Consider the following 21,588-nt stretch of genomic DNA (forward strand, 5'->3'; position numbering starts at 1 on the left):
GTCGAGCCGATATCCCCAGAAGCATCGAAATCCTCGTGCCGCCAGAGAACTTGCCGATCCTAAGCTGGCTCGGTATCAAACCGTCAAAATCACTGTGACGAGCCACTAGTGAGGTGAGCACGCCTCTCAAGCTCCCGCTTGCGGGGAGGGTGGGTGGGGGCTCTCTCCACAAGATGACTCGCGGAGAGAGCCCCCACCCGCAAGCGGGAGAGGCGAAGAGGGCGTAGACAGCAAAACGCGATCGACCACGGATGGGTGATCGATCGCGCGGAGCCAGCCGAAGAAGCGTTTGGTCCTATCCGCCGTGCTGCCGCGTCGCCGATGCCAGCCGTCGCTTCTCCTCGCGCTCGGCCAGCACCGTCGCCTTGGTGTTGACGGTCGGGATCGCCGACATGCCGGGGCGCAAGAGGCCGGTTAGGCTGTGATCGTCGAGCACGATCTTCACCGGCACGCGCTGTACGATCTTGGTGAAATTGCCGGTGGCGTTGTCGGGCGGCAGCAGCGCGAATTCGAGGCCGCTGGCCGGCGACAGGCTGTCGACATGACCCTTCAGCGTGGTGCCGCGAAAACTGTCGACCGTGAGCTCGACCGGCTGGCCGTTGCGCACATGGGTCAGCTGCGTCTCCTTGAAATTGGCGACCACATAGACCGCGTCCAGCGGCACCACCGCCATCAGCTGGGTGCCGGCCTGCACATATTGCCCGACGCGCAGCGTGCGGGCGCCGACCGTGCCGTCGACCGGCGCGGTGATCCGGGCATAGGACAGGTTGAGCTCGGCCTGCTGCTCGACCGCGCGAGCACGGTTCACCTGCGCTGCGGCCTGGGCGCGCTGCGTGGTCAACACGTCGACCTTGCGCTGCGCCGCCGACAGCGCCGACTTCGCGTGCTGCAATTGCGCGGTGTTGGCGCGCAGCGCTGCGTCGGTCTGTTGCGCACGCTGAATGGTGCCGGAGCCGGACTTCATCAGCCCGTCGTAGCGGGTCTGCTCTTCCTGCGCGAATTTCAGGTTGGCCTCGGCGGCGGTGACGTCGGCCGTGCTTTGGTCGATGATCGGCTGCTGCAATTCGAGCTGGGCATCGAGGTTGCGTACCGAGGCTGTGGCGGCGTCGACATCGGCCTTGGCCTGGCCGAGCGCGGTGCGGTAATCGCGGTCGTCGATCTCGGCCAGCAACTGGCCGGCCTTCACCGGCTGGTTGTCGGTGACCAGCACTTTGGCGATGTAGCCCGAGACCTTCGGGGCGATGATCGTGGAGTCCGCCTTCACGTAGGCGTCGTCAGTGGTTTCGAGGTAGCGGCCGGTGGTGACGTAGTCGTAGCCAAAGTCGGCTGCCACGGCGACGCCGATGATCGCGGCGACCCCGAGCGCCACCCGCTTGACCGCTTTCCGCGATGGGCGGAGGCCGATTTTTGTTGCTTGTTCAGGGACATAAGTAGTGGTCGACATGGCATCCTCCGGGTCGAACATTCGCGTCCTTCCAGAAAGGGCGCCCAGTACGCCCCCTTAGATGCAATGTCCTCCCCGCTGTGATAATCCCGATAAAACTGGAAGCATTATCAAGCCAGCGCTGATAATCCGGACCTTGCCGCATGGATCGCCTGACCAGCCTGACCGCCTTCGTCCGGGTCGTGGACACCGGCGGCTTTTCCGCGGCCGGCCGCAAGCTCAACATGTCCACCACCATGGTGAGCAACCACGTGCAGTCGCTGGAGGACCGGCTCGGCGCCCGGCTGCTCAACCGCACCACGCGCAAGGTCAGCCTCACCGAGGTCGGCCAGGCCTATTACGACCGCTGCGTCCAGATCCTCGCCGACATCGAGCAGGCCGACGACATCGCGGGCGCCCAGCAATCGGTGCCGCGCGGCACCCTGCGCATCTTTACCAACACCCATCTCGTCCAGTTCCTGTCGCCCGCGGTGGCCGAGTTCCTCGCCACCTATCCCGAGGTCAAGGTTGATCTCACGATCGGCGAGCGCAATGCCGATCTGATCGACGAGAACTACGATCTCGCCGTGCGCATGGTGCCGCCGCCGGACTCCAGCCTGATCGTGCGCACCATCGCGACCTGGCGCCACGTGCTGTGCTGCTCGCACGGCTATATCGAACAGCACGGCAAGCCAACGCTGCTGGCCGACCTCTCCGCGCGCAACTGCATGCGCCACGCCAACTATCCCTATGGCGACGAGTGGCGCTTCGCCGACCGCAAGGGCACGCCGGCCGCAGTGCGCGTCTCCGGAAATCTGATCTCCAACAGCGGCGAAACCCTGAAGCTCGCGGCGCTGGCCGGCGTCGGCGTCTTCCTCGCGGCCGGCTTCCTGGTTCGCGACGAGCTGGAGTCGGGACAACTGGTCCGCCTGCTGCCCGAATACCGGCCGGTCGAGCTCACCATGAATGCTGTCTATCCGCATCGCCATCATCTCTCGGCGAAGGTCCGCACCTTCATCGACCTGCTGGTCCATCACGCCACCGAGCAGCAGAAGCTGATCAATCCGTATTCGTGAGCGGCGCGGGCGCTTGCGATGATGGCACGCGTGCGCCCTTTATCACCGTCATCCCCGCGCAAAGGCGAAGCCTTTGCGCGGGGATGACGGGACTAATAGTGCGACGTTCCTTCCGCGTCATGACCACCCGGCAGCCGTTGCATAGCCGTTGCGTGTATGAAGATCGCCTCACCTGCCGGGGTCCGTCATGCCGTTTCGTCTCCTCGCATCACTCCTGTTCGCGCTCGCAGCAAACCTGCTGCTGCAACTGCCGGCGCGCGCCGCCTATCCCGACCACATCGTCAAGATCGTGGTGCCGTTCGCGCCGGGCGGCGGCACCGACGTCGTGGCGCGGACGCTGGCGCAGGAAATGCAGAAAGATCTCGGCGTCACCGTGATCATCGAGAACAAGCCGGGCGCCGGCACCATCATCGGCACGCAGAGCGTCGCGGCGAGTCCACCCGACGGCTACATGCTGCTGATGGCGACCTTCGCCAACGCGGTCAATCCGGGCCTCTACAGCAAGCTGCCCTATGATGCGCACAAGGATTTTGCGCCCGTGGCGCTGGTGGCGCGCTCGTTCAACGTCGTCATGGTCAATCCCGCTTCGCCGATCAAGTCGATTGCCGATCTGATCGCAGCCGCGAAGGCCGATCCGCAGAAGCTGTCCTACGGCACCTATGGCACCGGCACCTCGGCGCATCTCGCCGGCGAACTGTTCAAGCACATGGCCGGGGTCAATCTCACCACCGTTCCCTACAAGGGCGCGGCGCCCGCCATCACCGACCTCTTGGGCGGCCAGATCCAGGTGATGTTCACCACGGTGGCAAGCTGCGCCTCGCTGGTCGAGGCCGGGCAGCTGCGCGCGATCGGAGTGACGTCCGCTGAGCGCTCGGCCGCGTTCCCGCAATTGCCGACGGTGTCGGAAGCCGGCGCCTCCGGCTATGTCGCCGAATCCTGGTACGGCCTCTACGCGCCGGCGAATACGCCGCCCGACATCATCGATCGCCTCAACAGATCGGCGGCCAAGGCCGTGCAGGCGGAGGCCTTCAAGAAGCTCAGCGTCAATGAGGGCCTCGTGATGGTGGCCTCTCCTCCGGCCGAGCTCGACCGCTACTTTGCCGGCGAGGAGGCGCGCTGGCGCAAGGTGATAAAGGACGCCGGCATCAAGGCCGAATAGGCGGCATGCACCAGGTGACGATCACATCTTTTTGCGTCGCATTGCCGTAACCGTGATTCTAGACGCAACGGACCGGTTCCTGGATCGTTGCCATGATCAGCGGAACCTCCCGCCTTGAGCTGTGTCTTGCGTCAAAGAGTAGGCCATGTGGATTTTGTTGCTGCTGCCGTTCATCGGCTTGCTGTGGGTGCCGTTCTATAATTTCGTCGAGCCGTCGCTGTTCGGCTTTCCCTTCTTCTACTGGTACCAGCTCGCCTGGGTGCCGATCTCCTCGCTCTTGATCTGGCTGGTCTATCGCAGCCGCCGGCCCGATACCGACGAGCCGCGGTGAGGGGACAGCCATGACCGATCACATCGCCTGGGTGGCGCTCTCCGTCTTCATCTTCTTTTTCGCGCTCGTCACCGTGATGGGCTTCTTCGCGGCGCGCTGGAAATCCGGCCCGGTCAGCGAGCATCTCGACGAATGGGGCCTCGGCGGTCGCCAGTTCGGCACCTGGATCACCTGGTTCCTGGTCGGCGGCGATTTCTACACCGCCTACACCGTGATCGCGGTGCCAGCGCTGGTCTATGCGGTCGGCGCCTACGGCTTCTTCGCGCTGCCCTACACCATCATCGTCTATCCCTTCGTATTCGCTGTCATGCCGGTGCTGTGGAAGAAGGCGCATGCGAACGGCTACGTCACCGCCGCCGATGTCGTCCACGGCGCCTATGGCTCGCGCGCGCTCGAGCTCGCGGTGGCGCTGACCGGCCTGGTCGCGACCATGCCCTACATCGCGTTGCAGCTGATCGGCATGGAGGTCGTGATCAAGGCGATGGGGCTATCCGGCGAACTGCCGATCATCGCCGCCTTCGTGATCCTCGCGCTCTATACCTATAGCTCCGGCCTGCGCGCGCCGGCGCTGATCGCCTTCGTCAAGGACATCATGATCTACATCGTGGTGCTGACCGCCGTGGTCGTGGTGCCGGCAAAGCTCGGCGGCTACGGCGCGGTGTTCGCGGCCGCCAACGACGCCTTCACGGCCAAGGGCGGCGCCACCGGGCTGACGCTGAAGCCCGGGCAGTATCTGCCCTATGCGACGCTGGCGCTGGGCTCGGCGCTGGCGGCCTTCATGTATCCGCACACGCTGACCGGCATCTTCGCCTCGAAGTCGGCGGATACCATCCGCAAGAACGCGATCCTGCTGCCGGCCTATACGCTCTTGCTCGGCCTGATCGCGCTGCTCGGCTACATGGCCTATGCCGCCGGCATCAAGGTGACTTCGCCGAACGACGTGGTGCCGATGCTGTTCAAGACGCTGTTCCCGGAATGGTTCGCGGGCTTTGCGTTCTCGGCGATCGCGATCGGCGCGCTGGTGCCGGCGGCGGTGATGAGCATCGGCGCCGCCAACCTGTTCACCCGCAATGTCTGGAAGTCCTACGTCAACCCGGACATCTCGCACGCCGGTGAGGCGTCGGTGGCGAAGATCACATCGCTGGTGGTCAAGGTCGGTGCGCTCGCCTTCATCTTGTTCCTGCCGACGCAATATGCGCTCGACCTGCAACTGCTTGGCGGCCTCTGGATCGTGCAGACGCTGCCGGCGCTGGTGTTCGGGCTGTTCACCGTCTGGTTCCGCGCCGAAGGGCTGCTGCTCGGCTGGGCGGTCGGCATCGGCTGGGGCACGTATACGGCGTGGAGCAACGGGCTGAAGCCGCTCGCCAGCATCTCGCTCGGCGATGCCAGCTACAGCTTCTATGTCGGCCTCGGCGCGTTGCTGCTCAACATCGTCGTGGCGGTGCTCGCGACTGTCGTGGTCGGCCTGATATCACCCGCCAAGCGCCGCGCGGCGGCCTGAGCCGTCGCCTTGGTCTGACGGGGCGGAGGCAAGTCGCGCGGTGAGCCGCGCAACCTCCGCCCTGGTCTTTTCGATCGCGGCATCCTTCACCGGCCCATAACCGCGGATCTCCATCGGCGCCTTTGCCAGCGCGACGAGATCGGGCAGCCGTGCCTTGTCGAGCTTGCCGAGCATGGTCTCGATCAGCGCCTCATACCAGGTGATCAGCTCGCGCTCGGTGCGGCGCTCCGCGGTGTAGCCGAACACGTCGAACGCCGTGCCACGCAGCCCTTTCAGGCCCGCGAGCAACCGCAGCGGCGTCTGGATCCATTGTCCGAACGCGCGCTTCCTCGGCCGTCCCCGTGCATCGCGCTGCGCCGGGAGGAACGGTGGCGCAAGGTGATATTGCACCGTGAAGTCGCCGTCGAACTCCTGACTGAGTTCGTCGAGGAAGCCCGACTGCATATGCAGCCGCGCCACCTCATATTCGTCCTTGTAGGCCATCAGCTTGAACAGCGACCGGGCCACGGCGTCGGTCAAGGTCTCGCTGCCGAGCGCCACTTCGGCGCGACGCACGCGGTCGATTGTCGCCCGATAGCGCGCGGCATAGGCCTCGTCCTGATACGCCCTGAGGAAATCGGCGCGCCTCGCGATCACCTGCTCCAGCGTCTCCGGGACATCGGCCGCAGCACCGTCGGCCTTCGGCAAGAACTCCGGATCGGCGAAGGCGATCCGGCCCCAGGCCAGCGCCTGCCTGTTGCGCTCGATGGCGACGCCGTTCAATTCGATCGCGCGCGTCAGCGCCTCCAGCGAGACCGGCACCAGGCCCTGCTGCCAGGCGAAGCCGAGCATCATGATGTTGGCAAAGACGCTGTCGCCGAGCAGCCGCTCGGCCAGCGCGTTGGCGTCGATCATGGTGAGGTTGCCCGACCCGATCACTCGCTCGATCGCGCGCAAGCGAACCGGCGAGGCGAGGTCGGCGTCGCGAAAGCGCACCACGTCGCCGGTCGGCATCTCGGCGATATTGACCGCGGCGCGCATTCCCTTGCGATAGGTGCCGGATGCTTTTGCCGACGAGCTCACCACGAGGTCGCAACCGATCAGCGCGTCAGCCGCGCCCTGGTCGATCCGCACCTGATGCAGCGCGTCGGGCGTAACCGCCAGCCGCAGGTAGCTCAGCACGGGGCCGAACTTCTGCGCAAAACCGGTGAAGTCGAGCACCGAGACGCCGCGGCCCTCGAGATGCGCGGCCATCGCGATCAATGCGCCGACTGTAATGACGCCGGTGCCGCCGACGCCGGTGACAAGGAGATCATAGGGCCGCTCCAGTCCCGCAAGCTCCGGTACCGGCAGCGCGGCTGCGCGCGCCAGCGGATCGATCGCGCTCGCGCTCTTCGCCCGCCGCTTGCCGCCCTCGATGGTGACGAAGCTCGGGCAGAAGCCGTTGAGACAGGAAAAGTCCTTGTTGCAGGTTGAGAGGTTGATCCGGCGCCTGCGGCCGAACGGCGTTTCCTTCGGCTCGACGCTGAGGCAGTTGGATTCCACCGAGCAGTCGCCGCAGCCCTCGCAGACGAGGTCGTTGATGTAGGCGAAGCGCGCGGGATCCTCGATCGTGCCGCGCTTGCGCCGCCGCCGCTTCTCGGTGGCGCAGGTCTGCTGATAGATCAGCACGGTGACGCCGGGAATTGCGCGCAGCTCGCGCTGCACGGCATCCATCGCCTCGCGCGGATGGATGGTGACGCCGGCGGGCAGATCCGCCGGCGAGAAATGCGCGGGATCGTCCGACACCAGCGCGATCCGCGCGACGCCCTCGGCGCGGACAGAGTGCGCGATCGCCTGCACGCTGACCGGGCCGTCGACCGGCTGGCCGCCGGTCATCGCCACCGCGTCATTGAACAGGATCTTGTAGGTGATGTTTGCTTTCGCAGAGATCGCCTGCCGGATCGCCATCGAGCCGGAGTGATAGTAGGTGCCTTCGCCGAGATTCTGGAAGACGTGGCTGTTGCCGGTGAATTTCGATGACGCCGCCCAGTTGACGCCTTCGCCGCCCATCTGGATCAGCGACGAGGTCTCGCGGTCCATCCAGCTTGCCATGAAATGGCAGCCGATGCCGGCCAGCGCCTTGGAGCCCTCGGGCACTTTCGTCGAGGTGTTATGCGGGCAGCCCGAGCAGAAATACGGCGTACGGGTCGCGCCCGGCACCGCGATCATGCGGTCCTGTTCGGGCACCAGCGCGGCAACGCGGCGAGCGAGTTGCAATTCCGGAAACATCGGGTCGAGCCGGCGCGCCAGCACGTCGGCGAGCATGCGCGGCGACAATTCGCCGGTCCAGGAGATCAGCCGCGCGCCGCTCTCGTCATGTTTGCCGACCATCCGGTCCGGCTTGGCGCCGGGATAGTCGTAGAAATACTCCTTGAACTGGCTCTCGATGATGCCGCGCTTCTCCTCGACCACGAGGATCTCGCGCTTGCCTTTCACGAACTCCATCGCATCGTGCAGCGCCAGCGGCCACACCATGCCGACCTTGTAGATGTCGATGCCGAAGCGGCGGCACGCGGCTTCATCCAGCCCGACCAGCCGCAGCGCCTCCATCAGATCGAGATGCGCCTTGCCCGTGGTGACGATGCCGTAGCTCGCATCCTTGATGTCGTAGATGTGGCGATCGATCGGATTGGCTTTCGCGAAGGCGTAGACCGCGTGCTTCTTCGCCTCCAGCCGTTCCTCGATCTGCGGGCCCGGCAGATCCGGCCAGCGATAATGCAGGCCGCCGGGCGGCGGCACGAAATCCGGTTGCACGAAACGGCGCGGCGGCCGCAGCTCGACCGAGGCGCCGGACTCCACGATCTCCGAGATCGCCTTGAAGCCGACCCACATGCCGGAGAACCGGCTCAGCGCGTGCCCATACTCGCCGAATGCGAGATATTCGCCGATATCGGCCGGATGCAGCGTCGGCATGAACCAGCTCATGAAGGCGACGTCGGACTGATGAGGCATCGAGGACGACACGCAGCCATGGTCGTCGCCGGCGACGACGAGCACGCCGCCACGCGGCGAGGAGCCATAGGCATTGCCGTGCTTCAGCGCATCGCCGGAACGGTCGACGCCGGGGCCCTTGCCGTACCAAAGGGCGAACACGCCATCGACCTCGCGATCTCTTTGCGTCTCGACCTGCTGCGAGCCGAGTACGGCGGTCGCCGCGAGGTCCTCATTCACCGCGGGCAGGAATTCGATGCGGCTGTCCTTGAGCTGCTCGCCGATCTTCCACAGTTCGAGATCGACGCCGCCGAGCGGCGAGCCGCGATAGCCGGAGATGAAGCCCGCGGTGTTGAGGCCGGCAGCGCGGTCGCGCCGCGCCTGGTCGAGCACGATGCGGACGATCGCTTGCGTGCCGGTGAGGAAGACGCGGCCGCGGTCGCGGCTGTAGCGCTCGGACAGCTGATAGGCGTCGAGCAACGGCATCTGGCCCATGACTGACCTCTCCGGGATTCGCGATGTCTGATCCGACAAGGCTATGCCTGTGGGCGTGGTAGGTCTTACCTATCCATTCATTTGTCGCGGAAAAATCGGCAGGATATTGCTGAGAACGATGTAGTTCGGTAGGATCTACCAAATCGAGGGCCTCGCAATGGTCGAAGAGCAGGACGAGAAAATCCTCGCCGAACTGCAGAAGGACGGCCGCGCCACCAACCAGCAGCTTGCGGAAACCGTCGGGATGTCGACCTCGGCGTGCTGGCGCCGGGTTCGTGCGCTGGAAGAGTCCGGTGTCATCTCGGGCTATTCGGCGCTGGTCGCGCGCGAGCGCGCCGGCTTTGCGACCTCGGCGATCCTGCACGTTTCGCTCGAGCGCCACGACGTCAAATTCGTCGACGAGTTCGTCGCGCGGGTGATGAAGCGCCGCGAGGTGCTGGAATGCTTCGCGACCACCGGCGACGCCGATTATCACCTGCGCGTCGTGGTGCGCGACATGGACGCCTACAACAAATTCCTCGACGAGTTCATGTTCCGCATCCCAGGCATCCGCCACGTCCGTACCAACGTGATCCTGAAGGAGATCAAGACCGGCGTGGCGTTGCCGTTTTGAGGTGACGACGATGATGGGGCCGCGCGCTCAATTTTGTCCCGTCACCCTGAGGAGGCCGCGTAGCGGCCGTCTCGAAGGGCGAACGGCCTCCAGCCCGGCCGTGCATCCTTCGAGGCTCGCCCAGCGGCGCAAGTGCGCCGCAAGGCTCGCGCCTCCAGCGACAAAGGCGAAGCCTTTGCGCGGGGATGACGGTCGAACCAGTCGGTAGGATGGGTAGAGCGAAGCGAAACCCATCATGGTGCCGCGGGTTCGACTTGATGGGTTTCGCTACGCTCTACCCATCCTACGAAGATACGGGTCATGCTGCCTGTTCTGTCGACTTGGTCTTCAACAGAATCATGAACACCATGACATGGCTGACCAGCAGCAGCGGCACATAGAGCGCCGGAATATAGATGCCGGCGCCGAACAGGCCGGGATCGCCGATCTTCACGCCGTTGTAATAGGCGTTGAGAAGGTCCAGCGTGCCCCAGATGTTGAAGACCCAGACGATCGGAATCGCGATCGCCCACCGCCAGGACAGCGCCGCCATCGCAAGCAGCGCGAGAACGGCGGCGACGAGATCGCCCCATCCGACCTCGCTTGCGAAATCCGTGCTCAACTGCGGCGACACGAACCCGGCCACCATGAAGTTCATGCCCAGGAACCTGAACGCATGGAACGCTGCGAGCAGTCGGAGCGCGTTATCACGTGGCATCGCGCGGACCGCCGGCCAGACGTAGGTGACGGCGACGACAGCACTTGTCAGAAACCCGCCGGCGACGCTGAGGACGAATGGAAGATTGAAGCCCGGGGGCATCGGCGGATTCCCTTGTTGTCGATCGGTTCGGCTGGCTTGCGTTCAGGACCTTGACGCTCAGGGCTTGGCGACGAGCAGGCGGAGCGGCAGCAGCGGGCCGACCCCGATGTACTCGTGATCCATCAGATCGAGCTTGGACAGCGGCAGGCCTTCCATGATCGCGTGCGCCTCGGATGCATCCTTGGCGTCGAGCAGCAAGATCACGCCGCGCCCGTCGGAGCGCGAATACCATTCGCGAATCTTGCCGTTGAGATAGAGCTGCGCGGTCTGCCGGATTTCGTCCGGCATCACGGCCATCACCTGATCGCGGGTGACGCCGGCTTTCGCAGTGAGGATGACCATCACGCCTGTGGTGATGGTGGAGGCGGCTTGGGCTTGTGCTTGAGCTTGGGCAAAGGAGGGAGCGGTCATGGAAGTGGTGCCTGTCAGAGTGAGGGTGAGAGCCAGGATTGTGTGACGGATTGTTCGCATCGGTCGCAGGTCTCCGCTCACGACGGGTGTCGTGATGTTGCATGGAGCAGCGCGCGTCGCGTTGCCGCTGCTTGTGGCTCCGATGTAGGGCAGCTTTCCGCGAGCGACTATTCGCGATAATGTTCACGGGCCATGAAGCAGAACTTCACAGTCCGGCAGGGCGCGCTCGACGGCGTCGAGGCATTCCTTGCCGTCGCCCAGCACCGCAGTTTTCGCCGTGCGGCGGCCGAGCTCGGCGTCACGCCATCGGCGATCAGCCAGGCGGTGCGCGCCCTCGAGGCGCGCCTCGGCGCGGTGCTGTTCATCCGCACCACCCGCAGCGTCGGACTGACCGATGCCGGCGAACGGTTTCTGGCGCGCGCAAGACCGGCATTCGAGGAGTTGGTCGCGGCGAGCGGGGCGGCGCGGGAGCTCGGGCAGAAGCCCGCCGGGCTGTTGCGTCTCACCGTGCCGCGCTCGGTGGTGCCGATCCTGCTGGAGCCGCTGATCGCGTCGTTCTGCAAGGCCTATCCCGAGATCGAGGTCGAGCTCGCCGCCAGCGAGGAATTGGTCGACCTCGCCGCCGGCGGCTTCGATGCGGGCATCCGGATGGGCCAGTTCATCAATCCGGACATGGTCGCGGTGCGCCTGACCAAGCCGTTCCCGTTCGCCATCGTCGGCAGCCCGGACTATCTCGCGCGCCGCGGCCGCCCCAAGCGTCCGGACGATCTGCGCGCGCACGCGTGCCTGCGGCTCCGGCGGTCGAACGGAGGGCTCGCGCCGTGGTCGCTGAACGACAATGGCCGTTCGATCGAGCTTGCCGTGTCGGGATCCTTCATCGGCCATGATTTTCCGACGCTGGTCGGCGCCGCCATCGAAGGCGTGGGCCTCGCGCAAGTCCCCGCACCGCTGATATCAGGCGCCGTCAAGGAGAAGAAGCTCGTCCGCGTGCTGGAGCCATTCGCGCCGCCGACGCCGGGCGTGTTCCTCTACTATCCCGGCCATCGCCAGATCATGCCGAAGCTGCGCGCCTTCATCGATCACGTGAAGAGCAGGCCGCGGGCCGCGCGGTGAGGAGAGCCCGGATTTGCATTGCTCGTTCACGTCATCTCGGAATGACGGGAGGGTCTAGGCGCGCTTCTGAGGATGCCAGTCAGGCACCGTCTTGACCATGTGCCAGACCAGCAGGTCGAGGGCGCGGGTCATGCCTTCCCGCGACCTGGTATTGGTGAACGCCGACCAGCAGAAATCGCCGCTGGTTCGCACCGAGATCGTCGTCGTTCCGTCCAGGAGGCCGCTGTGCCACCAATTATTGTTCGCGGTGACGAACAGGCCCTTGGCGTAGCGGGGGTTGATGGCGCTGGGGGTGCTCATGACGCGGAGGCTGTCGTCGGTCAGCAGCTGCTCAGTGTCCTTGAAGCCGTCGATATGGACGAACAGCGTCGTCAAATCGCCCGGCGTCGCAATCCAGCCGCCGTGCGAATCCATCCGGGCGACGTTCATCCGGTACGGATCGCCGGTCTGGCTGTAGTATTTCACTTCGTTGCTTGCGCGCTCGCTCAGCGTATTGCCGGCAATCTGCATGTCGGTGATGCCGCATCGCTTCAGGACGGCGTCCTTGATGTATTGCTCGTAGCTCTGGCCGCTCAGCTTTTCGATCACGCGGCCGAGGATGCAGTAGCCGAAGTTCGAATAGGCATAGGCTTCGCCTGGCGGACTGGTGAGCGGCATATGCTCCAGCGTCCAGCCGATCAGTTCGCGATGCTTCAGGTTCTGGTTCATGAACATCGGATCGCGAGACTGGTTTCCCCAGGTCCCGGTGGTATGGGTCAAGAGATGCTCGACCGTGATCTGCTCGACATGGGAGCGAGACGAGCCGACTGGCATCAAGCTTGGCAGCGTGGGTGTCGTCGGATAGTCCTTGCCGAGAATGGAGCTTGCGCCGAACACATAGTCGCCGAGCCGCAATTTGCCGGCCTCGATCAGGGTGAAGATCCCGGTCGAGGTCACAGGCTTCGATATGCTCGCGATCCGGAAGCGGTGTTGCGGGGTCAATGCTTCGCCGGTCTCCCGATCCGCAACCCCGAACGCCTCGACATAAGCCGGCTTTCCCTTGATTGCGATCGCGATCGAAAGACCCGGTACATCGTAGTCCTTCATGAAGTCGGCGGCCAGGTCAGCCATCTGCTTGCGTTGCTCCGACGTCGGAAGCTCCGCGGGCTGCTCGGCAAGGGCGGTCGACGGCCCGCAAACGATCCCTGCGGCCGATAGCAGGGAGCCCTGAAGCAACGTTCGACGTGAAAGTGGCATGGCTGACTTGTCTGATGAGTGCGCGCGGACCTTATTGCGCTTTGCCCTGTGTTGTCACGATGCGAACGGCTGTGTGATCACGTCACGATGGCCCGTCGGGCAAATGCCGTCGCGAGAATGCGAGTGTGTGATCCACCAGCGGCGCCACAAACTCGCCGTCGTGCCGGCGAAAGCCGGGACGACAAATGGAGAGAGAAGCGACCCGGTCCATCACCGTCATGCTGAGGTGCGAGCGCAGCGAGCCTCGAAGCACGACGGCCCGGCTCTCGACGCAAGGATGGAGCGGCGGCCGTGCATCCTTCGAGGCTCGCTTCGCGAGCACCTCAGGATGACGGCTCTAAAGTGGTGCAACCCGCCTCACACCTTCTCCCTCACGAACCTGTTCCGCAGCGTGCCGATGCCGGTGATGTCGATCTCGACCACGTCGCCGTCCTTCAGGTCCGGCGAGGCGCCGTCGGTGCCCATCCAGATCACGTCGCCGGGCGACAGCGTGAAATATTTGGTCAGTTCGACGAGGAACGGGACGATGCCGAAGATCATCTCGTTGGTGTGGAAGCGGCCGGTTTCCTTGCCGTTGACGCGGATCGCGGTCTCCATGCGGTCGAGGTCGACATCGGTCTCGATCCACGGGCCCATCGGCTTGAAGGTATCGGCGTTCTTGGCACGCCACAGCCCGCGATCCGCCTTCTGCCAGCTGCGTTCGGAGACGTCGTTGCCGATGGTGTAGCCGAACACACAGTCCATCGCGTTGGCTTCGGTCAGATGCTTGGCTTTCTTGCCGATCACGACGACGAGCTCGCCCTCGTAATGGATCTTCTCGGTCGCGCTCGCGGGGATCACGACGTTCTCGTCATGGGCGATCAGCGCGTTCTGCGCGCGGTAGCCGATCTCGGGACGATCGGGAACGTTCGGCACGGTGCCGGCCTTGTCGGCGGCCTCTTTAAGGTGCTTCAAATAATTCAGCCCGACGCAGTAGAAGGTGCGCGGGATCAGCGGCAGCTCGATCTTGACGTCCTTCAACGCATGCGTCTTCGACGTCTTGCTCCATTCGCCGAACGGATCGCCGTTGACGGTGGTGACGGTGTCGCCCTCGACGAGGCCCCAGGATGTATTGCCTGCGGCGGTGAATTTCAGCCAGCGCATGATGATGTCCCTCTATTCCGCGGCCTGCGCGCGGGTCTTCCAGGCGCCCGCGGCCGGGCGCTTCAGTCCGAGATTCTCGCGCAGCGTCGTGCCGGCGTAATCCTTGTGGAACAGCCCGCGCTTCTGCAGTTCGGGCACCACGTGGTTGACGAAGTCGGCATAGGAGCCCGGCACGTAGCTCGCCGCGACGACGAAGCCGTCGCAGCCGCGATTGACAAACATCTCCTCCAGCCGGTCGGCGATCTCCTTCGGGCCGCCGACCATCGCGTCCTGCACCTGGCCGCGGCCGGAGAAGGTGATGAAGTCGCGGGTCGAGGGATTGGTCTTGCCGGAGGTGCGCAGCACGCCGTCGCGGATGCCGAGCATGCCTTGCATGCCCTGCAACTCCTCGGTGGTTAGCGGCTCGTCGATCGGTTTGGCGCCGAAATCGAAGTTGAGGCCTTCGGCGAGCAGCGACAACGCGTCGATCTCGAGCGGCAGCTTCTGGATCACCGCCATCCGGTCCTCGGCCTCGGCCTTGGTCGCGCCGGTGACCGGCGTGATCAGATCGCAGAGGAACATCTGGTCGGGATCGCGCCCGGCCTTGGCGGCTTCGCCCCGGATCGCGTCATAGCCCTGCCTGGCATTGGCGAGGTTGCGCGCCGCGGTGAAGATCACCTCACCCCAACGCCCGGCAAAGCGCTGGCCGCGGCCGGAGGCGCCGGCCTGGATCACGACGGGATGGCCCTGCGGCGAGCGCGGCACCGTGAACGGGCCGCGCGAGGTGAAGAATGTGCCCTTGTGGTCGAGCCGCTTCACCTTGGTCGGATCGGCGAAGCGGCCGCTCTTCTTGTCGATCAGCAGCGAACCGTCTTCCCAGGCGTCCCAGTGGCCGAGCACCACCTCCATGAACTCGTCGGCGCGGTCATAGCGATGGTCGTGCTCGAGATGCTGCTCGCGGCCCATGTTGAGCGCTTCGCCGTCATTGACCGACGTCACCACGTTCCAGGCGGCGCGGCCACCCGTCATCAGGTCGAGCGTGGCGAAACGGCGGGCGACGTCGAACGGCTCGAAATAGGTGGTGGAGGCGGTCGAGGCGAGACCGAGCCTGGTGGTGACCATGCCCATCGTGGTCAGCACCACGATCGGGTCCATCTTCACGCAGCGGATGCCGTATTCGACGGTGTGGGCGTGATCGTTGCCGTAGCGATCGGGCATTGCCAGGCGATCGTCGAAGAACGCCATGTGGAACTTGCCGCGCTCCAGGATACGCGCGATCTCCTGATAGTAGTCCGCCGACATCGAATCGTCGCGCGATTCCGGGTGGCGCCAGGAGCTCGGCAGGTTGGTGCAGTTCTGCGCCTGCAAAAAGCCAACCAGCGCCATTTGCCGTGTCATGTCGTTCTCCTGTGTCCGCAACTATCAGCGAAGGTCGAGCTCATCGGTGAGCTTGTAATCGGCGGCGAGCGCCTTGAGCTTGTCCCAGGTCGCATCCTCGATCTCGATGCCGTCCTTGCGCCGCTGCTGCTCGCGCAGATATTCGATCTCGCCGGGATAGAACACGCCGCGGCTCCCTTCCGAGGGCGGCGTCGATTTCAAATAGCGGGCGAAGTCGGCGACTTCCTTCCTGAAGTCCTTGAGCGGACGGAATGCGGCGACGTTGAACACCGCCATGAAGCAGCCGTCGTTGTGTCGGCCGGTCGGCTCGACGCCGAAGCCGAGCCCGGTCAGGAGGCCGCACAGCACCTCGACCATCGCGGCAAGGCCCGAGCCCTTGTAGCCTTCGCTGCCGCCGAGCGGCAGCAGCGCGCCGCCCTTGCGGTAGTCTTTCGGGTCAGTGGTGTCGCGCCCCTCAGCATCGATGATCCAACCCTTCGGGATGCTCTCGCCACGCGCCACCGCGAGCTGGATCTTGCCGGCGGCGACTGCCGAGGTCGCCATATCGAGATAGAATGGCGCCTCGAGGTCGGAGGGCACCGCGATCGAGAGCGGGTTGGTGCCGAGCCGGGCCTCGCGGCCGCCGAACGGCGCCACGTGTTTCGGCGAGCGGCCGGAATCGGCGGCCGCAATCCCGATCATGCCTTCGCGCATCGCCATCATCGGGTAATGCGCGAGCCGTCCGACGTGGCTTTGGCGGAACACCGTGCAGGCCGCGACATTGGCGGTCTTCGCCTTGTTGATGGTCATCTCCATCGCCTTGGCGTTGACGTGGAAGCCGAAGCCCCAATGACCGTCGATCACAATCGTGGTCGGTGTCTCCTGCACGATGGTCCATTTCGCGCCGGGCACGATGTGGCCGGCCTTGATGCGGTCGATATAGGTCGGGATTGCGATCACGCCGTGGGAGTCGTGGCCGGCGAGGTTGGCGTTGACGCAGCCGGAGGCGACTGCGCTGGCTTCCTCCTCCGATGCGCCGGCACCCTTGAGGAGTGCCGCGCCGATGCGCGTGAGACGGTCGGCCTGGACGATCGGCATGGGGATTTCCTCACGGTCTGCCCGCGTGATGCGCGGGTCGTGCTTGCTGTTGTCGACGTCATGCTCTCAAAGCGCCGAGGGGCGAGCAAGGGCAGAAAAATCCGGGCGGCCATACCGCCAGCAGGGTGCTCGCCGCCGCGATTTCACGGAGTGGAACGGGCGCGGTCGCGATGCGGAATTTGGCTGCTCGGGCGGCGCGAGCAGGACGTCCATCCGCGCCTCGCCACCCTCCGCCTCAGGCTGGCACACCGGTGTCCGTAATATCCCGGAAAACCGCCGCCGGCGTTCGTCAGCCGTTTACTTTGTCGTGCAACTTGCCGGATACGCTAACCACCACTTAGGCCTCTCGCGGGCAATGTTCCCTGCCAGATTGGAGGGGTTGGCCCCCGGGCCTTCAGGAATCGTGCAGTCGAGCATCGGGCGTACCTTCGCGGCGTTGAGTGCCACCAACGAAGCGATCCTGTACGCGAAATCACCAGAAGAATTGTACGGCAAGGTCTGCGAAGCCGCGTTCTCGAGCGGGAGCTTCCTGGCCGCGACCGTGTTTTTGCTGGAGCCGGATACCGGTCTCTTGAGGTTCGCGGCTGGCTACGGCGACGATGTCGCGCGACTATGCAGCATCACCATTTCCGCGATCGCCAACACCCCGGAGGGCGAAGGCGTGGCCGGCCGCGCGTTCCGCGACCAGAAGGCCTGCGTCCGCAACGACTATGTCAACGACGCTGTTTCGGCGGCTTGGCGCAGCGGCGCGGCAGCGGCAGGCGTCGGGGCGGCCGCCGCGGTGCCGCTGGTTTGCAACCGGCGCAGCGTCGGCGTCTTCATGGTGACGCGGCGCGAGATCAATTCGCTCAACGACGAGGCCGTTTCGCTGCTGGAGCGCATGGCCGCGAACGTGTCCTTCGCGCTCGATAATTTCGACCACGAGGCCTCGCGCAAGAGCGGCGAGCGGGCGATGCGTCGGCTTAACCGCATGTTCGGTGCGATCAGCGCAACCAACGAGGCGATCCTTCGCGCCAAGACCGAGCACGATCTCTATCAGCGGGTCTGCGATGCCGCGGTGTTCAGCGGAAAGTCCTTCGCGACGGTGGTGCTGCTGGCCGAACCCGACACGCACTGGTTCGAACCTGTCGCCGGCACCGGCGAGGCGCTCGACCTGATCACCCAGACGCGCTTCTCGACCGATCCGGACAACGTCTACGGCAAGGGGATTTGCGGCGAGGCGTTCCGGACCCAGCGGCCCTGCGTCGAGCACGACATCCCGATATCGATGGGCCCGTCGCATATGCCGATCGGCGGCAGCGGCCTGATGGCCTGCGTGGCGCTGCCGCTCACCCGGTTCGGCAAGAGCGTCGGCGTCCTGATTTTCTTCACCGGCAATTCCTGGGCGCGTGACGAGGAGATCATCGCGCTGCTCGCGGGGATCGCCGAGAATGTCTCGGTCGCGCTCGACAATTTCGGCCGTGCCACCGAAAAGGCCAAGGCCGACGCCGAGCGCGAGCGGCTGTCGCGGATGTTCGCGGCGCTGAGCGCGACCAACGAGGCGATCATGCGCGCGAGGTCGCGGCTCGAGATGTTCGAGCTGGTCTGCGCGGCGGCGGCGCATGGCGGCGGATTCAACTCCACCAGCATCCTGATCGCGAAGCCCGGCGACGATTTCCTGGAGATGATGGCGGTCGCGGGGCCTACCGCGGCAAATGCGCGCCGCCTCAACGTCTCGCGCAGCGAGGCTCGCCCCGAAGGGCGCGGCGTCTGCGGCCGGGCGTTCCGCTCGCGGCGCGCCTGCATCAACAACGATTTTCTGGGCGACGTCGCCAGCAATCCGTTCCGCGACGTCATCGACCGCGAGGATGCGCGATCGGGCGCGGCGTTCCCGTTGATCGTCGACGACGAGCCGGTCGGCGTGATGCTGTTCATCTCCGCCAAGCGCAACACCTTCTCGGCTGAATTCGCCGAGCTGCTGCAGCGGCTCGCCGACAACGTCTCCTATGCGCTCGGCAGCTTCGACCGTGCCGACGAGAAGGCGCGGACCGAGGAGCAGAAGGAGCGGCTGCGGCGGATGTTCGCGGCGCTGAGCGCGACCAACGAGGCGATCATGCGGGCGAAATCCCGCAGCGAACTGTTCGATCTGGTCTGCGATGCCGCGGCGGTCGGCGGCCAGTTCGTCTCGGCCACGATCAGGCTGGTGCGGCCGGGCGAGGTCTTCCTGGACAATGTGGCCGCCTCGGGCCCGGACCGGGTGCGGGCCCGAGAGGTTCAGCTGTCGGCCGACGCGACGCGTCCGGAGGGACAGACGCTGACCGGCGTTGCGATCCGCACGCGCAGGCCCTGCATCAGCAACGACTATCTCAGCGATTTCGGCCCCGAATCGCACGTCTATCCGGCCGTGCGCGACAGCGGCAGCAAATCGGGCGCAGCCCTGCCGCTGCTCAAGAACGGCGAGGCGATCGGCGCGCTGGTGTTTCTCTCCAGCGAGTTCGGCACCTTCAGCCCGGAGATGATGGCGCTGTTGCAGCGGCTTGCCGAGAACGTGTCGTTCGCGCTTGCCAATTTCGATCGCGCCGACGAGAAGGCGCGGGACGACGAGCAGAAGGAGCGGCTGTCGCGGATGTTCGCGGCGCTGAGCGCGACCAATGAGGCGATCATGCGGGCGAAGTCCCGCGCAGAATTGTATCGACTGGTCTGCGCGGCGGCGGCGACCGGCGGCAAGTTCACCTCGACTACGATCGCGCTGGCGCAGACCGGAAGCGACTATCTGCGGATCGTCGCGATTGCGGGGCCGGCGGCGGAGGGCGCGCGCCAGGTGACGCTCTCGACCAGCGAGGCGCACCCCGAGGGGCGCGGCGCCTGCGGTCGGGCGTTCCGCTCCGGCAAGGCGTGCATCATCAACGACTATTTTGCCGATCCCGAGACCGCCGCTTTCCATGAGCGCGCGCGGCTCGATGGAACGCAGTCCAGCGCCTCGTTTCCGCTTGTTGTCAGCGGGCAGGTGGTCGGGGTCATGATCTTCGTCGCGATCGACAAGGACACGTTCACGCCGGAGTTCGCCGAATTGCTGCAGCGCCTTGCCGACAATCTGGCGTTCGCGCTCGAGAGCTTCGATCGCGCCGATGAGAAACACAAGGCCGACGAGCGCATCGAATATCTTGCCTCGCACGACAGCCTGACCAATCTGCCGAACCGCGAGACGTTCAACGAGATGCTGCATCACGCGATCTCGGCGGCGGATCGTCATCGCCGGCAGCTCGCGGTGCTGTTCATCGATCTCGACCGCTTCAAGGTGATCAACGACTCGCTCGGCCACGACGCCGGCGATATGCTGCTGGTGGCGATCGCCGAGCGGCTGCGTGGATCGTTGCGCGCGAGCGACGTGGTGGCGCGGCTCGGCGGCGACGAGTTCGTGGTCATCCTCGAGGAAACCGCCGAACGGGACGACGTCGAGCGCATCGCCGGCGATCTTCTGGTTTCGCTCAGCCAGCCGCTGCAGCTCAGCGGGCATGAGTGCCACACCACGGCCTCGATCGGCATCGCGATGTATCCGGCCGATGGCTCGGACGTGCAGACGCTGACCAAGAATGCCGACATGGCGATGTATCTCGCCAAGGAAGACGGCAAGAATGGCTTCCGCTTCTTCTCCAACGAGATCAGGGCGCAGTCGATCGAGCGCTTGACGATGGAGAGCGCATTGCGCCACGCACTCGAGCGCAAGCAATTCTCGCTCGACTATCAGCCCAAGGTGGACATGGCGAGCGGGCAGATCAGCGGCGTCGAGGCGCTGCTGCGCTGGACCCATCCCGAGCTTGGCAAGGTATCGCCGGGGCAGTTCATCCCGCTTGCCGAGGAAACCGGCCTGATCGTGCCGATCGGCCGCTGGGTGTTGAAGGAAGCCTGCGGGCAGAACATGGCGTGGCAGCGCTGCGGCCTCAGGGCCGTGACGATGGCGGTCAACCTTTCACCGCGGCAGTTCGGCGATCCGAACTTGCTCGACGACATCGACGCGGCGCTGGAGGAGAGCGGCATGTCGCCGGCGTTGCTCCAGCTCGAGGTCACCGAGAGCATGGTGATGCGCAACGTGACGCGTGCGGTGCGCGTGCTCGACGCGATCCAGAATCGCGGCATTCGGCTGGCGATCGACGATTTCGGCACCGGCTATTCATCGATGTCGCTGATGAAGCAGTTCCCGATCGACACCATCAAGATCGACCGCTCTTTCGTGCGCGACCTGCCCAATGATTCCGAGGACGTCGCGATCGCGCAGGCGATCATCTCGATGGGCAAGGCGCTTGGCATGACCATCGTCGCCGAGGGCGTCGAGACCTCCGAGCAGCAGGAATTCCTGCGCGCCCATGCCTGCGACGAGATGCAGGGCTTCCTGTTCAGCCGGCCGCTGCCGCCGCGCGATCTCGCCGAATTGTTGAAGCCGTCGCAGGCAGAGGCGTCGCCGCCGTTGCAGCCGTCGCTGGATGGCGAGGAGACCAGCGTGGCCGGGCCGGATCTAGGGCGGAAACGCGCTGTCGTCTGACGGCTGCACGGGCAGGTCGCGAACGTCGGAATCGGTTGATTCGACCTTGCGCGAGAAATCATAGGGCCACGGCAGGATGTCCTGGCCGGCCAACGTCTGGCGCAACACAACGGCAGCCTCCGCAAAGCTCGCGCCGTCGGCAAGGCGGAGCTGGCGGCTCCAGGCGGATGGCAGCGGTTCGGCGGCATCGCGCATCTCGAATGCCGGCCCCCACCACCAGGCCGGCGCGGGCGGCCGTTCCGGTTCCGCAATGGCGCGCCAGCGCGCGAACTCGTCGACGATGCGGGCAAATTGCAGCTTGGCGGCGGGATGCATCGAAGGCCCTTCCTTGGGCCGGGATGATAGCATCGCTCCCACCCCGCG

The 21,588-nt window shown here is 65.3% G+C and carries 16 protein-coding genes; 7 read left to right on the forward strand and 9 right to left on the reverse strand.

Translation table 11 applies throughout. The features are described 5' to 3' along the window. Window positions 1-295 precede the first annotated feature (295 nt). Window positions 296-1,444, reverse strand: a complete 1,149-nt coding sequence (locus tag ACZBJS_RS36705) for an HlyD family secretion protein (RefSeq protein ID WP_463439941.1) — start codon at window positions 1,442-1,444, stop codon at window positions 296-298. Between the two features lie 143 nt (window positions 1,445-1,587). Here ACZBJS_RS36705 and ACZBJS_RS36710 point away from each other — a divergent pair, with 143 nt between their 5' ends. The 4 genes from ACZBJS_RS36710 (at window position 1,588) to mctP (ending at window position 5,490) form a co-directional block, all read left to right on the forward strand. Continuing rightward, a complete protein-coding gene (locus tag ACZBJS_RS36710; protein ID WP_057015472.1) occupies window positions 1,588-2,499 on the forward strand; it encodes a LysR family transcriptional regulator in 912 nt (303 codons plus the stop codon). A gap of 187 nt (window positions 2,500-2,686) precedes the next feature. After that, complete coding sequence (locus ACZBJS_RS36715) at window positions 2,687-3,658, forward strand: tripartite tricarboxylate transporter substrate binding protein (RefSeq protein WP_463439942.1); 972 nt, start codon at window positions 2,687-2,689, stop codon at window positions 3,656-3,658. Window positions 3,659-3,803: 145 nt separating this feature from the next. Then, the gene (locus ACZBJS_RS36720; protein ID WP_057015470.1) at window positions 3,804-3,989 is read left to right on the forward strand and encodes a DUF3311 domain-containing protein; all 186 of its coding nucleotides are present in this window, start codon (window positions 3,804-3,806) and stop codon (window positions 3,987-3,989) included. Between the two features lie 10 nt (window positions 3,990-3,999). Next, on the forward strand, window positions 4,000-5,490 hold the full coding sequence (mctP, locus tag ACZBJS_RS36725) for a monocarboxylate uptake permease MctP (RefSeq protein ID WP_316398424.1): 1,491 nt from the start codon (window positions 4,000-4,002) through the stop codon (window positions 5,488-5,490). Here the strand turns inward: mctP and ACZBJS_RS36730 are convergent. Then, complete coding sequence (locus ACZBJS_RS36730) at window positions 5,461-8,937, reverse strand: indolepyruvate ferredoxin oxidoreductase family protein (protein WP_316398425.1); 3,477 nt, start codon at window positions 8,935-8,937, stop codon at window positions 5,461-5,463. The two genes, mctP and ACZBJS_RS36730, sit on opposite strands and share 30 nt — an antisense overlap. 157 nt (window positions 8,938-9,094) lie before the next feature. Between ACZBJS_RS36730 and ACZBJS_RS36735 the strand changes: the two genes are divergently transcribed. Further along, window positions 9,095-9,550, forward strand: a complete 456-nt coding sequence (locus ACZBJS_RS36735) for an Lrp/AsnC family transcriptional regulator (RefSeq protein WP_057015467.1) — start codon at window positions 9,095-9,097, stop codon at window positions 9,548-9,550. 298 nt (window positions 9,551-9,848) lie between these two features. Here ACZBJS_RS36735 and ACZBJS_RS36740 read toward each other — a convergent pair whose 3' ends face one another. Together ACZBJS_RS36740 and ACZBJS_RS36745 are read right to left on the reverse strand one after the other, a co-directional pair. After that, window positions 9,849-10,349: a hypothetical protein gene (locus ACZBJS_RS36740; RefSeq protein ID WP_229190885.1), complete on the reverse strand. Its 501-nt coding sequence runs from the start codon at window positions 10,347-10,349 to the stop codon at window positions 9,849-9,851. 57 nt (window positions 10,350-10,406) lie between these two features. Beyond that, window positions 10,407-10,760: a hypothetical protein gene (locus tag ACZBJS_RS36745; protein ID WP_233285997.1), complete on the reverse strand. Its 354-nt coding sequence runs from the start codon at window positions 10,758-10,760 to the stop codon at window positions 10,407-10,409. A 192-nt stretch (window positions 10,761-10,952) separates the two neighbouring features. Here ACZBJS_RS36745 and ACZBJS_RS36750 point away from each other — a divergent pair, with 192 nt between their 5' ends. After that, the gene (locus tag ACZBJS_RS36750) at window positions 10,953-11,873 is read left to right on the forward strand and encodes a LysR family transcriptional regulator (protein ID WP_316398426.1); all 921 of its coding nucleotides are present in this window, start codon (window positions 10,953-10,955) and stop codon (window positions 11,871-11,873) included. A 54-nt stretch (window positions 11,874-11,927) separates the two neighbouring features. Here the strand turns inward: ACZBJS_RS36750 and ACZBJS_RS36755 are convergent, their stop codons facing one another. The 4 genes from ACZBJS_RS36755 to ACZBJS_RS36770 form a co-directional block, all read right to left on the reverse strand. Further along, window positions 11,928-12,983 carry a serine hydrolase domain-containing protein gene (locus ACZBJS_RS36755; RefSeq protein WP_316398427.1) on the reverse strand — a complete coding sequence of 352 codons (1,056 nt, stop codon included), beginning with the start codon at window positions 12,981-12,983 and terminating at the stop codon, window positions 11,928-11,930. A gap of 483 nt (window positions 12,984-13,466) precedes the next feature. Continuing rightward, window positions 13,467-14,252 (reverse strand): fumarylacetoacetate hydrolase family protein, encoded by a 786-nt coding sequence (locus ACZBJS_RS36760; RefSeq protein ID WP_316398428.1) that lies wholly within the window; start codon window positions 14,250-14,252, stop codon window positions 13,467-13,469. A 12-nt stretch (window positions 14,253-14,264) separates the two neighbouring features. Then, window positions 14,265-15,629 (reverse strand): LLM class flavin-dependent oxidoreductase, encoded by a 1,365-nt coding sequence (locus tag ACZBJS_RS36765; protein WP_463439943.1) that lies wholly within the window; start codon window positions 15,627-15,629, stop codon window positions 14,265-14,267. Between the two features lie 24 nt (window positions 15,630-15,653). Then, window positions 15,654-16,706, reverse strand: coding sequence for an Ldh family oxidoreductase (locus tag ACZBJS_RS36770; RefSeq protein WP_316398430.1), 1,053 nt, complete (start codon window positions 16,704-16,706; stop codon window positions 15,654-15,656). Window positions 16,707-17,109: 403 nt separating this feature from the next. On the opposite strand from ACZBJS_RS36770, the gene ACZBJS_RS36775 reads away from it, so the two are divergent. Next, entirely contained in the window at window positions 17,110-21,225 is a 4,116-nt protein-coding gene (locus tag ACZBJS_RS36775; protein ID WP_316398431.1) for a bifunctional diguanylate cyclase/phosphodiesterase, read from the forward strand. On the opposite strand, the gene ACZBJS_RS36780 is transcribed toward ACZBJS_RS36775, so the two are convergent. Further along, the gene (locus ACZBJS_RS36780) at window positions 21,199-21,540 is read right to left on the reverse strand and encodes a hypothetical protein (RefSeq protein WP_057015459.1); all 342 of its coding nucleotides are present in this window, start codon (window positions 21,538-21,540) and stop codon (window positions 21,199-21,201) included. The genes ACZBJS_RS36775 and ACZBJS_RS36780 overlap by 27 nt on opposite strands. Window positions 21,541-21,588 lie beyond the last annotated feature (48 nt).

The sequence above is a fragment of the Bradyrhizobium sp. KZN70725 genome, from assembly GCF_055264925.1.

What these genes read in the sequence shown, in the direction of transcription:
- ACZBJS_RS36705 (WP_463439941.1), bottom strand. Translation starts at nt 1,444, where the DNA reads ATGTCGACCACTACTTATGTCCCTGAACAAGCAACAAAAATCGGCCTC.
- ACZBJS_RS36710 (WP_057015472.1), top strand. Translation starts at nt 1,588, where the DNA reads ATGGATCGCCTGACCAGCCTGACCGCCTTCGTCCGGGTCGTGGACACC.
- ACZBJS_RS36715 (WP_463439942.1), top strand. Translation starts at nt 2,687, where the DNA reads ATGCCGTTTCGTCTCCTCGCATCACTCCTGTTCGCGCTCGCAGCAAAC.
- ACZBJS_RS36720 (WP_057015470.1), top strand. Translation starts at nt 3,804, where the DNA reads ATGTGGATTTTGTTGCTGCTGCCGTTCATCGGCTTGCTGTGGGTGCCG.
- mctP (WP_316398424.1), top strand. Translation starts at nt 4,000, where the DNA reads ATGACCGATCACATCGCCTGGGTGGCGCTCTCCGTCTTCATCTTCTTT.
- ACZBJS_RS36730 (WP_316398425.1), bottom strand. Translation starts at nt 8,937, where the DNA reads ATGGGCCAGATGCCGTTGCTCGACGCCTATCAGCTGTCCGAGCGCTAC.
- ACZBJS_RS36735 (WP_057015467.1), top strand. Translation starts at nt 9,095, where the DNA reads ATGGTCGAAGAGCAGGACGAGAAAATCCTCGCCGAACTGCAGAAGGAC.
- ACZBJS_RS36740 (WP_229190885.1), bottom strand. Translation starts at nt 10,349, where the DNA reads ATGCCCCCGGGCTTCAATCTTCCATTCGTCCTCAGCGTCGCCGGCGGG.
- ACZBJS_RS36745 (WP_233285997.1), bottom strand. Translation starts at nt 10,760, where the DNA reads ATGACCGCTCCCTCCTTTGCCCAAGCTCAAGCACAAGCCCAAGCCGCC.
- ACZBJS_RS36750 (WP_316398426.1), top strand. Translation starts at nt 10,953, where the DNA reads ATGAAGCAGAACTTCACAGTCCGGCAGGGCGCGCTCGACGGCGTCGAG.
- ACZBJS_RS36755 (WP_316398427.1), bottom strand. Translation starts at nt 12,983, where the DNA reads ATGGCTGACCTGGCCGCCGACTTCATGAAGGACTACGATGTACCGGGT.
- ACZBJS_RS36760 (WP_316398428.1), bottom strand. Translation starts at nt 14,252, where the DNA reads ATGCGCTGGCTGAAATTCACCGCCGCAGGCAATACATCCTGGGGCCTC.
- ACZBJS_RS36765 (WP_463439943.1), bottom strand. Translation starts at nt 15,629, where the DNA reads ATGACACGGCAAATGGCGCTGGTTGGCTTTTTGCAGGCGCAGAACTGC.
- ACZBJS_RS36770 (WP_316398430.1), bottom strand. Translation starts at nt 16,706, where the DNA reads ATGCCGATCGTCCAGGCCGACCGTCTCACGCGCATCGGCGCGGCACTC.
- ACZBJS_RS36780 (WP_057015459.1), bottom strand. Translation starts at nt 21,540, where the DNA reads ATGCATCCCGCCGCCAAGCTGCAATTTGCCCGCATCGTCGACGAGTTC.